The 11422-nt window shown below is 69.2% G+C and carries 11 protein-coding genes; 6 read left to right on the plus strand and 5 right to left on the minus strand.

Features of this window, described 5'->3' with window-relative positions:
- Positions 1-93 precede the first annotated feature (93 nt).
- Positions 94-540 carry an ATP synthase F1 subunit epsilon gene (atpC, locus tag V9K91_RS09080; protein ID WP_249832583.1) on the plus strand — a complete coding sequence of 149 codons (447 nt, stop codon included), beginning with the start codon at positions 94-96 and terminating at the stop codon, positions 538-540.
- 195 nt (positions 541-735) lie between these two features.
- Positions 736-3474 (plus strand): autotransporter outer membrane beta-barrel domain-containing protein, encoded by a 2739-nt coding sequence (locus V9K91_RS09085; protein WP_249832584.1) that lies wholly within the window; start codon positions 736-738, stop codon positions 3472-3474.
- Here the strand turns inward: V9K91_RS09085 and V9K91_RS09090 are convergent.
- Both V9K91_RS09090 and V9K91_RS09095 read right to left on the minus strand, forming a co-directional pair.
- Positions 3458-3832 (minus strand): DUF3817 domain-containing protein, encoded by a 375-nt coding sequence (locus tag V9K91_RS09090; RefSeq protein ID WP_176472662.1) that lies wholly within the window; start codon positions 3830-3832, stop codon positions 3458-3460. The genes V9K91_RS09085 and V9K91_RS09090 overlap by 17 nt on opposite strands.
- 31 nt (positions 3833-3863) lie before the next feature.
- On the minus strand, positions 3864-4628 hold the full coding sequence (locus tag V9K91_RS09095; RefSeq protein WP_336443096.1) for an SDR family oxidoreductase: 765 nt from the start codon (positions 4626-4628) through the stop codon (positions 3864-3866).
- Positions 4629-4728: 100 nt separating this feature from the next.
- Here V9K91_RS09095 and V9K91_RS09100 point away from each other — a divergent pair, with 100 nt between their 5' ends.
- The 3 genes from V9K91_RS09100 (at position 4729) to V9K91_RS09110 (ending at position 7644) form a co-directional block, all read left to right on the plus strand.
- A complete protein-coding gene (locus V9K91_RS09100) occupies positions 4729-5634 on the plus strand; it encodes a LysR substrate-binding domain-containing protein (protein WP_336443097.1) in 906 nt (301 codons plus the stop codon).
- A gap of 74 nt (positions 5635-5708) precedes the next feature.
- Entirely contained in the window at positions 5709-6488 is a 780-nt protein-coding gene (locus V9K91_RS09105) for a DeoR/GlpR family DNA-binding transcription regulator (protein WP_249832587.1), read from the plus strand.
- Between the two features lie 10 nt (positions 6489-6498).
- A complete protein-coding gene (locus tag V9K91_RS09110) occupies positions 6499-7644 on the plus strand; it encodes an MFS transporter (protein ID WP_336443098.1) in 1146 nt (381 codons plus the stop codon).
- Between the two features lie 30 nt (positions 7645-7674).
- On the opposite strand, the gene V9K91_RS09115 is transcribed toward V9K91_RS09110, so the two are convergent.
- Positions 7675-8592: a M14 family metallocarboxypeptidase gene (locus tag V9K91_RS09115; RefSeq protein ID WP_336443099.1), complete on the minus strand. Its 918-nt coding sequence runs from the start codon at positions 8590-8592 to the stop codon at positions 7675-7677.
- Between the two features lie 122 nt (positions 8593-8714).
- Between V9K91_RS09115 and V9K91_RS09120 the strand changes: the two genes are divergently transcribed.
- Entirely contained in the window at positions 8715-9602 is an 888-nt protein-coding gene (locus tag V9K91_RS09120; protein WP_068852398.1) for a LysR family transcriptional regulator, read from the plus strand.
- A gap of 10 nt (positions 9603-9612) precedes the next feature.
- On the opposite strand, the gene V9K91_RS09125 is transcribed toward V9K91_RS09120, so the two are convergent.
- Positions 9613-10587 carry a zinc-binding dehydrogenase gene (locus V9K91_RS09125; protein ID WP_093535768.1) on the minus strand — a complete coding sequence of 325 codons (975 nt, stop codon included), beginning with the start codon at positions 10585-10587 and terminating at the stop codon, positions 9613-9615.
- A gap of 14 nt (positions 10588-10601) precedes the next feature.
- Positions 10602-11378: a hypothetical protein gene (locus tag V9K91_RS09130; protein WP_068852403.1), complete on the minus strand. Its 777-nt coding sequence runs from the start codon at positions 11376-11378 to the stop codon at positions 10602-10604.
- Between the last annotated feature and the right edge of the window lie 44 nt (positions 11379-11422).

Raw genomic sequence — 11422 nt, forward strand, 5'->3', positions numbered from 1 at the left:
GCGCGATCAATGGTTACGGTGTTCATGATGCGGATCAACGCCGTCTTCCGCCCGCCCGACTAAGCTGCTGGCAACGTTCCACGGACATTCCCCATGGCGTCACCTCCCCTGCCCGCGCTGCTTGCCGACGCACAGGGCTTCTCGTTGCAGATCCTCAGCCTGGCCGGTGAACTGTGGAACGGCGAGGTGCGCGAGGTGAGCATGCCGGGCAGCAATGGCCGCTTCGGAGTAATGGCCCGGCACGCACCGCTGCTGGGCACGCTGCGCGAAGGCATGGTGTCGGCGTATCCGCTCACGCCCGAACCGCCGCTGCACGTGTACGTGTCCGGTGGCTATGTGGAAGTGCAACCCGGCAAGGTGATCGTGATGGCCGACCTCGCCCTGCGCAGCGATGATCTCGACGAAGCGCGCGCACGCGTGGCCGCAGAGGCCGCACGCTCACCGATGGCACAGGCGTTCACCGACGAGGACTACGTGCGCCTGCACGCCGAGCTGATGCACCAGCGCGCCCTGCAGCTGCGCGGGCTGCCCTGGAAATAGCACCTCCGCCTTCACGCGAGCCCCACATAGACGTGCTCATGCTGAACAGGCGGTAGTGATAGATGACGCCTACAAGATGTTGCATGGATACAGCGGCCTTTGGACCGGAGGATTCGGTCCCTCGCTGATCCTGGTACGACGTTGTGGTGCTACGGGGGTCGTGCGGTCCACCCAGTTCCGTTTCGGAGTCCAGTCATGACAGCCATTACCCCATGCGGCCCGCGCCGCATGCTCGTTACGGCCATCGCCGTGACGCTCGCGACCCTGCCCCTTGCTGCAGCAGCAGCCACGCTCACCGGCCCCGGCAGCACGCACACCATCCAGCCCGGCGACCTGCGTGAGGACTGGACCGTGTCCGACGGCGCCGAACTCACCATCGCCGCCGGTGGCCTGGCAGGCCCTACCCAGGTCGACAACGCGCGCGTGATCGGCACTGACGTGGACATCAGCGGGCTGTTCGGGATCCGCGTTGCCAACGGCGGCAGCGCCGACATCAACGGCGGCACGATGACCTTCACCTCTCCCTTCGCCGACGCTGGCGGGGTCTCGTCCGGCAGCACCATGGGCATCAACGCGGTCACCGTCACTTCCGCCGGGCGCGGCTTCAGCGCCACCGGCGACGGCAGCGAACTCACGTTGACCAACACGACCGTTACCGCCGGCGGCGAAGCGCTGCAGGTGGACGATGGTGCACTGCTGGTGCTGGACAACGTACAGGCCAGCTCGGATGGCAGCGCCAGTGGCGCGCTCGGCTACGGGCTGGAGATGGCCGGCGGCACCGCCCGCGTCAGCAACAGCGCGCTGTCGGGCTCGCTGGCCGGGGTGGCCATGACCGGCGGCGAGCTGGTCATGGACGCCTCGACGATCACGTCCAGCGGCACCGCGCTGTCGATGGTCGGCACCGGCACGGCCGGGCCTGTCGCAACGCTGTCGGGCTCCGAAGTCACCGGCACCACCGGCGCCACCGTCACGCGCGGCGCCAGCCTCACCCTGGCAGGCAGCCAGGTGCGTGGCACGGCGGGCAGCGGCAGCGGCGCCAACAACGGCGTGGGCGTGGCGCTCAACAATGCCACGCTGGTCGTGTCGCAGGGCAGCACCCTGGAGGGCAGCAACAGTGCCCTGTCGATCACCGGCAGCGCGGCCGGCACCAGCACCGTGGTGGTGGACCAGTCGCGCCTTGTCTCGACCACCGGCCCGGCGATTGTGATGCCGCAGTCCGGCAATGCCGACCTCCGCATCGCCAACGGCTCCACCGTCGAGGCCGGCAACGGCGTGATCCTGCAGGTGGGGTCAGGCGCTACGGCCAACCTGGAGGTAGTGGCCTCCGCGCTGGTCGGCGACATCATCGGGCAGACCCGCGGGACCAGCAGCGCCGAGGTCAACATCGCACTGGGCGAAGGCGCATCGCTGACCGGCGCGATCGTCAACGGCAACACGGTGTCGCTGACCGACGCGCAATGGCGACTGACCGGCGACAGCACGGTGCAGGACCTGTCGTTGAGCGGCGCTTCGCTGCTGGCGCTGGGTGACGGCACCACCTTCAACACCCTGCAGGTCGCCGGCAATTACGTCGGCGACGGCGGCACGCTGCTGTTCAACACGGTACTGGCCGGCGACGACGCGTCATCCGACCGGCTGCTGATCGAGGGTGGTACCAGCGGCCAGACCAACGTACGGGTCAACAACGTGGGCGGCGCCGGGGCGCAGACCAGCCAGGGCATCAGCCTGATCGAGATCGGCGGTGCGTCCAACGGCACCTTCGACCTTGCCGGGCGCGCGGTGGGCGGCCAGTACGAGTACTTCCTGTTCAAGAGCGCTGCCGATGGCAACTGGTACCTGCGCTCGGAACTGCCCGACCCGTGCGACGCCGACCCGACCCAGCCCGGCTGTGTCGATCCGGAACCCGATCCCTGCCTGATCGATCCGACGGCGCCGGGCTGCGTGGATCCCGAACCGGATCCGTGCGCGATCGATCCCACCCTGCCCGAGTGCGTGGACCCCGAGCCGGTGCCGGTGCTGCGGCCGGAACCGGGCGCGTACCTGGCCAACCTGCAGGCTGCCGAAGGCATGTTCCGGCTCGGCTATCACGAGCGCCACGCGGGCCAGAACAGCGGGCGTGCCTGGGTGCGCGTGGACGGCGCGCGTTCGCGCTTCGATGCCGACAGCCGCCAGCTCGACGTGCACGGCAGCAGCCAGGCGCTGAGCGTGGGTACCGATCTGCTGCGCACCCCGCAGGGCAGCGGCTTCGGGGTGATGCTGTCCAGCGGCAATGCGTCCAGCACCTCCACCAGCGCGCTGACCGGGTATTACGCGCGCGGCAAGGTGCGCGGGGCCGCATTGGGCGTGTATGCCACCTGGCGTACCGCCGGCGATGGCGACCCGTACACCGGTTTCTACCTGGACGGCTCGCTGCAGCACGCGCGCTTCTCCAACCGGGTGGAAGGCGCCGCGCTGGCCACCGAACGCTACGACACCCGCGCCTGGCAGGGCGCGCTGGAAGCCGGCCACGCGTTCCGCCTCGGTCGCGGCGAACACGGCGGCGTGTTCATCGAGCCGCAGCTGCAGGTGGGCTACACGCGCTGGAACGATGTGCGCCATCTTGAACAGAACGGCACCCTGGTCACCACCGAGGACGCCAACGGCACCTTCGGCCGCGTGGGTGTCCGCCTTTCCGGCGTGACCCGGTGGGACGGCCTGGCGGCCAGCGTGCAGCCGTACATCGCCGCACACTGGATCCGCACCGGCGCGGACGCGCGCGTACGCATGGATGATGAGCGGGTGGATGCGCGCATTCCGCGCAACCGCGGCGAATTCAGTGCCGGCGCCTCGCTGGTGTTCGCCAACGGGTTTGGCGCGTGGGGCGGGTTGTCGCTGCAGCAGGGCCAGGGCTATTTCCAGCGCAGCGCGCAGCTGGGACTCAGCTATCGGTGGTGAGCTGCGTGGACAACAGGCCACGCCGCTTGAACCACCCTTCCAGCGGCAGCGTCACCAGCGGCGGCACCGCTGCCAGCAGCGCCAGGCCGGCGGCCCACCACGGCCAGCGCAGCTTCACCGCCGCCAGCACGGTGACCACCACGTAGACCATGAAGGCCACGCCATGCACCGGCCCGAACAGCGCCACGCCGGCGGTGGTCGGCTCGGCGGCGTGGTACTTCAGGTACATGCCGACCAGCAGCCCGGCCCAGGTAAACGCCTCGAACAAGGCGACAACGGCAAACACACGGCCCATCGGGTGCAACGGTACGGAAGCGCGCAAGACAGTCTCTGCAGGGGCGACAAGGCCGCCCATCATACCGTCTTGCGCGAATGCGACGCTTTCGCACTCAGACGAACATGCCGCCCGACGCTTCCACGCGCTGCGCGTTGATCCAGCCCGTACGCGGCGACAGCAGCGCGGCGACGACCGGCCCGATATCGTCCGGCTGCCCTGCGCGACCCAGCGCGGTGTTGCCGGCCACCATCGCATTGATGTCGGCGTTGTCACGCACATGCCCGCCGCCGAAGTCGGTTTCGATCGCGCCCGGTGCCAGCGTGTTGGCACTGATGCCGCGCGCGCCCAGTTCCCTGGCCAGGTACCGGCTGAAGACTTCGATGCCGCCCTTCATCATCGCGTAGGCCGAACTGCCCGGCAGCGAGAAGCGGGCCAGGCCACTGGACACGTTGAGAATGCGGCCACCATCGGCGATCAGCGGCAGCAGCGCCTGGGTCAGGAAGTACGGCCCTTTCAGGTGCACGGCGACCAGCTCGTCGAACTGGGCCGGAGTGGTGTCGGCGAAACCGGCATACAGGCCTTCGCCGGCATTGTTGAACAGCCCCTGCAGGCCGGCCGCGCCCCAGGCCTGCAGTTGCGCCTGCACGGCCGCGGCGAAGCCGGCAAAGTCGGCGCTGTCCGCCATGTCCAGCGGCAGCGCGGCGGCACGCCGGCCCAGCGCCTGGACCTGGGCGACCACGGCGTTGGCCGCATCCGCCTGGCTGCGGTAGGTCAGCAGGATGTCGGCACCGTCGGCCGCCAGCGCCAGGGCGGCATTGCGGCCGAGGCCGCGGCTGCCGCCGGTGATCAGGACAACGCGTGGGGTGGAGTGGGACATGGGGTGCTCCTGGGTGAGGTGTGACGCCAGACTATTGGCATTGCGCCATCACATAAACCGCGCGATCCTGATTTGACTGTCCAGCCAGAGCGAACAATCCATGGACCGCCTCGACCACTTGCGCAGCTTCCTGCGTGTTGCCGAACTGGGCTCGTTCACCGCCGCTGCCGAGCAGCTGGGCCTGCCCAAGGCCAGCGTGTCGCTGGCCGTGCAGCGGCTGGAAGGGGAAGTGGGCGTGCAGCTGCTGCACCGGACCACCCGCCGGGTGCGGCTGACCGCCGACGGCGCGCAGTTCCAGCAGCGCGCCCGCGACCTGCTGGACGACATGGAGGATCTGCAGGGCATGTTCCGCCGTGACACCCAGCTCAAGGGCCGGCTGCGGGTGGACATGTCCAGCGGGCTGGCCCGGCAGCTGGTGATTCCCCACCTGCCGGACTTCCTGGCCCGGCACCCGGGACTGGAGATCGAGCTGAGCGGTACCGACCGCCGCGTCGACCTGGTCCGCGAAGGCTTCGACTGCGTGGTCCGGGTCGGCCCTTTGGACGACAACACGCTGGTGGCGCGCCCGCTGGGGGTGATGCACATCGTCAACTGCGCCAGCCCGGCGTACCTGGCTGCACGGGGGATGCCGTACTCGCTGGAGGATCTCTCCCACCATGCGCTGGTGCATTACGTGGGCACGCTGGGCCAGCGCTCGCCGGGCTTCGAGTACCACGACGGCCAGGCCTACCGCAGTGTGCCGATGCGCGGCGCGATCACGGTCAACAGTGGCGAGGCCTACAGTGCCGCGGCGCTGGCGGGGCTGGGCATCATCCAGGTGCCACGGCTGGGTGCGCGCGTGGCGCTGGCCGCTGGGACGCTGGTGGAAGTGCTGCCGGCGTGCGTGGCCGAGCCCATGCCGGTGACCCTGTTGTACGCGCAGCGACGACATCTGCCACGCCGGGTGGCCGCCTTCATGGACTGGATGGCGGCGCTGGTCACGCCGGAGCTGCAGCGGTTGGACTGAACCGCAACCGCGTATACACGCGCTATCACGCACATTCATGCACATTCGCGCACTGAATCAGGTACAGTTCGCGCATGACGACTCCCGATACCCTACCCGGCGAACGCCAACAGACCATCCTGCGCCTGCTACGCGAACAGGGTCGCGTGTTTTCGGCCCAGCTCGCGCTGCAGATGGAGGTGTCGGAGGACTCGATCCGACGCGACCTCCGCGAGCTCGCCAGCCAGGGGCTCTGCCGGAAAGTCCACGGCGGTGCGCTGCCGGCGGCAGTGGAATTCCCGCCCCTCCCCGCACGCCACGCGCAGCAGCCGGCGCAGAAGCACGCGCTGGCCTTGGCCGCCGCCGCGTGTATCCGCCCGGGTGAGCGCATCCTGCTCGATGCCGGTTCCACCAACAGCGCCATCGCCGCGTGCCTGCCGCAACAGCAGGGCCTGCATGTGATCACCAATGCCCCCGACATCGCCCTGGCGCTGCTGGCGCGCGGCGGGATGGAGGTGACCCTGATCGGCGGGCGGCTGGATCCCCGCGCAGGCGCCTGCATCGGTGCGCAGACGCTGGAGACGGTGGCCGGGCTGCGCGCGGATGTCTGTTTCATCGGCACCTGCGCAGTCGATGCCGAGGCGGGCCTGTGGGCCATCGATGGCGAAGAAGCCCCTCTCAAGCGGGCAGTGCTGGCGGCGAGCAGCCGCTGCGTTGCAGTAGCCACTAACGACAAGCTCGGCACGCAGGCCGCCTACCGCGTGGGCGGGGTCGAGCAGATCGACCTGCTGGTGATCGAGCACGATGCTCCTGACGCGCAGGTGGCGGCATTCGCGCGTCGTGGCGTCGATATCCAGCGCGCTGCGCCGTACTGAGGCTGCCTTGATGTTCGATTCCGCTCCTTCTGCGCGCGGCACGCGCGCCGAACAGCACGCCACCCGTGCGGCGTTTTTCCTGCCCGGCTTCGCCACCGCCGCCTGGGCACCCCTGGTGCCGTTCGCCAAAACCCGTACCGGGCTGGATGAAGGCTCGCTGGGCCTGGTCCTGCTGTGCCTGGGCGCCGGTTCGCTGCTGGCGATGCCCTTGGCCGGCATCCTGGCCGCCCGCCATGGCTGCCGCGCGGTGATGATCGCCACCCTGCTGATGGTGATCGCCAGCCTGCCGCTGCTGGCCATCGCGCCCTCGCCGTGGACGCTGGGCCTGACCCTGTTCGTGTTCGGCGCCGGTGTGGGCGCCTGCGATTGCACCATGAACATCCAGGCGGTGATGGTGGAGCGCGACAGCGGGCGGCCGATGATGTCCGGCTTCCACGCTTTCTACAGCATCGGCGGTGCGGTGGGGGCCGCTGCGATGACCGCGCTGCTCGCGCTGCGGCTGCCACCGCTGTGGGTGTGCGTGCTGGCCTCGATGGCGATGGTGGTGGTGCTGGCGGTTTCAGTGCCGTACTGGCGGCGTGACCGCGCGCCGAGTGGCGCGCCGGTGTTTGCGATCCCGCATGGCGTGGTGCTGGCGATCGGCGTGCTCTGTTTCGTCGCCTTCCTTGCCGAAGGCGCCATGCTCGACTGGAGCGCGGTGTTCCTGCATGAAGTGCAGCAGGTACCACCGGACCGCGCCGGCCTGGGCTTCATGACCTTCGCCATCGCCATGACCCTCACCCGCCTGGTCGGCGACGGCATCGTGGCGAAACTCGGTCGCCTGCGCGCGATCCTGCTGGGCAGCATCGTGGCCGCGGCCGGCTTCGGCATCGCCACCTTTGCCGGCGCCCTGCTGCCGGCCCTGCTCGGCTACGCACTGATCGGCCTGGGCTGCGCCAACATCGTGCCGGCGCTGTTCTCCATGGCTGGCAACCAGAAGACCATGCCCGAAAGCCTGGCCATCCCCGCCATCACCACGCTGGGCTACGCCGGTGTGCTGGCGGGCCCTGCCCTGATCGGCTTCGTCGCCCAGGCCAGCAGCCTGGTAACGGCCTTCTGCCTGGTGGCCGCTGCCCTGCTGCTGGTCGGCATCACCGCACGCTGGGTGAGGGCGTAGGCTCACGCCCTGCGTGCATGCAACGCTCAATCAATGGGCAAGCGCGTAATCAATCGCCGCGCACACTGCCGCCACCTGTGCATCGTTGCACTGCTGCGGAGTCGCACGCGGGCTGTCCGGATACACCTCGGTGGTGGTGGTGAAGCGCGCGCCGGTGATGCTGGCGCACAGCCCCAGCTTCTTCAGCGGATATTCGATCACGCCCGGCGCCACCACCGGCGAACCGATGATTTCGTTCTTGTCGTCGGCCGGGGCAATGTGGGTCACCTGCTCCACCGCCGCATTGACCGCCTGCTGGAACGCCGGCTGCGGGTTTTCGGTGTCGTCCACCAGGTAGAAGCCATCGGGAATCAGGCCCGGGGCGAACGGCTTGCCATCGCGCGCGGCCAGCGCCGGGCGGAACTCGCTTTCGTCGCTGTCGGTGGTTTCGTGCAGGTCGATGTGCAGCACCATGCCGTCACGCAGGGGTGCCACCAGCGCCATCAGTGCCGCCGACTCCTGCGCCGGGCTGTTGGCCACGAACGAGCGGTTCGGGTCGGTCGCATCGGCATTCCAGCGCTGGAAGCGCTCGTAGCCCCACGGGCTCACGCACGGCGCGACCAGCACATTGGCACGCCCGGCGTAGTCGGCCGCACGCGTGGCCAGGAACTGCAGCGCGCCTTCCACGCCGCTGGTTTCGTAGCCGTGCACGCCACCAGTGACCAGCACCGATGGCAGCGCCGGGTTCCAGTCGCGGCTGCGCACGGCAAACAGCGGGTAGCGGTCCGGTGCGTACTCCAGGGTGCCGTACTGGACCACCTCGAACCCGGCGCGCAGCTGGTCCAGCACCGGCAGCACATCGTCGGCATAGCGCCGCACCGGCAACTGCCGCGCCCGCCACTCCGCCTTCTCTGCAGCGCCCCAGGGCTGGCCGGGGGTACCGATGGGATAGAAGCGGGTGTCATTCATGGCGGGGCTCGCGGTTGTCACGGAAGAACCGCGATTTTAGCCTGCACCCCACGCCCCTACCAATCGCCGTGGCTCCCGGCCATCATGGGCTGGCATGACCGTCATGCGCCTCCGCTGCCCTCATGGCCCGCGAAAATTTCAACGATCTGCAGGTCTTCGTGACCGTGGCGCGCGAGCGCAGCTTTACCCGCGCTGCGGCGCAACTGGGTGTTTCGCAGTCCGCGCTGAGCCATACCGTGCGCGCACTGGAGGAACGACTCGGGGTGCGGCTGTTGACCCGCACCACCCGCAATGTGTCGATGACCGAGGCCGGCGAGCGTCTTTACCTGAGCGTGGCACCGCGGCTGGAGGAAATCGAAGCGGAAATCGCGGCGGTGGCGGAGTACCGTGACCACCCGGCCGGCACCATCCGCATCACCGCGTCCGAACACGTGGCCAACACGGTGGTGTGGCCCCGCCTGGCCGCCGTACTGCCCCGCTACCCTGATTTGAAGGTGGAACTGACCATCGACTACGGGCTGGCCGATATCGTCGAACAGCGCTACGACATCGGCATCCGGCTCGGTGAACGGGTCGCGCAGGGCATGATCGCCGTGCCGGTCACCGGCCCGCAGCGGATGGCGATCGTCGGCAGTCCCGCGTACTTCAGGACCCACGCCGCGCCGCAGCGGCCAGGCGACCTGGCCGCGCATGACTGCATCGGTCTGCGCCTGCCCACCCATGGCGGCTTGATGGTGTGGGACCTGCGCAAGGACGAGCAGAACGTCAACGTGCGCGTACAGGGCCAGTGGACCTTCAACAGCAGCATCGCCATGCACCGCGCCGCACTGGCCGGCGCCGGGTTGGCCTACCTGCTGGAAGACATGGTGCTGGAGGACATCGCGGCCGGGCGCCTGCAACGGGTGATGCAGGACTGGTGCGATGTGTTCGACGGCTTCCACGCCTACTACCCCAGCCGCCGGCAGTCCTCCAGCGCGCTGCGCGTGGTGATCGACGCGCTGCGGGTGTGATGCCACGCCGTTACGGGCGCAGCAGCACCTTGCCGTTGCGGCCCGGTTCGAGGCTGGCTTTCGCCGCTTCGGCTACCTGATCCAGCCCGAACACGGCGTCTACAGGCAGGCTCAACCCGCCCGTGGCGGCCAGCTTCAGCAGCTCGCCCACCAGCGCCCGTTTCTTCTCCGGGGCCATGTTCTGGCTCACCTTGCTGCCCCAGAAGCCCTTCACCACGGCCTGCTTGAAGATCACGTCACCCGAGCCCAGCTGCATCGGCTCGCCGGTCATCGAGCCGAACGACACCAGCGTGCCGCCCTCGCCCAGCAGCCCGAGCAACTCGCCGCTGGCACGCCCGCCGACCGAATCGACCGCCGCCGCCGCACCCTCGCCTACCCGCGCCTGCACCTGCGCCAGCCAGTCCGCCTGCGCGGTGGAAATCGTGTTGTCGATGCCCAGCGCCGCCATTTCGGACACGCCCGCATCGCGCCGCACCAGGTTCACGCAGTGCACGCCACGCGCCTTGGCCAGCATCGCCAATGCCTTGCCGACCGCACCATTGGCCGCGTTCTGCACGATCCACTGGCCGGCTCCCACCTGCAGGAATTCCAGCAGCATCAACGCGCTGAGCGGCATGGCGATCAGCTGCGCGGCCGTTTCATCGTTGATGCTGTCCGGCATCGGAATCACCATCCGCGCCGGCGCAATGAACTGTTCGGCCCAGGTGCCATGCACCGACGCCGCACTGACCCGCTGCCCGACCTGCAGGCTGGTCACGCCCTCGCCCAGCGCATCGATCACGCCGGTGCCTTCGCTGCCGCCGATGGCAGGCAGCTCGGGCTTGTAGCCGTACTGGCCGCGCACGGTCCACAGGTCATGGTTGTGGATCGGCGCCAGCACGGTGCGGATGCGCACCTCGCCCGCACCGGGTTCAGGCGTGGCGGCCTCACCGCCATGCAGGACGACGGTCGGGTCACCAAACTGTTCATGCAATGCAGCGCGCATGCGGATCTCCTGTATCAACGACGATGGCGGTGTGCGGCGACCACGCCCACGCGCGGTGCGCGCCAGGCCCGGGTGCGCAGCAGCAGGGTCTGCAGCACCAGCAGCGCGGCCACGGCCAGCGCCAGCACCGCAACGGTATCGGCACCCGGCAGGCGCCAGCCGGATTGCTTGATGTACACGCCCACCAGCGCCCAGATCACCGCCGCCGGGTAGGCGAAGTGCCCACGCAGGCGGTAATTCATCACCCATGCGAGCAGCGTGGCCAGCGCCAGCAGCACCACGCTCCACGACAGCATGTCGCCGGTCGGCAGCCACTGGTAGGCCACGATCACCTGGGCGGTGTTCAGGAAGGCGGCCATGGTCAGCCAGCCCGCGTGCAGCGCCAGCGGATAGGCGGCGAAGGCGCGCTGCCCGGCACTGGCGGTGGCCGGCGCCGCGCGTACCGCAGCAACCAGCAGGCACACCAGCGCCAGCCAGATGATGGCCAGCGCCGGCAGGAACGCCTGGTTGGAGAACACCGGCATCCACGCCGCCGTCAGCGCGAACCCGGCGGCGGCCCAGCCGCGCGCGCCGGCAATGTCATCGGGCCGGCGCTGGCGCAGCTGCCACAGCCCGAAGGCCACGTCCCACAGGAAGATCAGGCCCCAGATCGAAAACGCATAGCCGGCCGCGACCAGCAACGTGGGATAGCGGTCGGAGATCGCACCGTTGGTCGGGCCGAACTGACCGGTCTGGGACAACCACGCCACCAACGGCATGGCCAAGGCGGCCAACAACACGATCCAGCGCATGCATCCACTCCCGCTCAAAGAGCACCGACCATACGCGCATTGCG

The organism is Stenotrophomonas sp. CCNWLW57 (assembly GCF_037203925.1).
GTDB lineage: Bacteria > Pseudomonadota > Gammaproteobacteria > Xanthomonadales > Xanthomonadaceae > Stenotrophomonas > Stenotrophomonas rhizophila_A.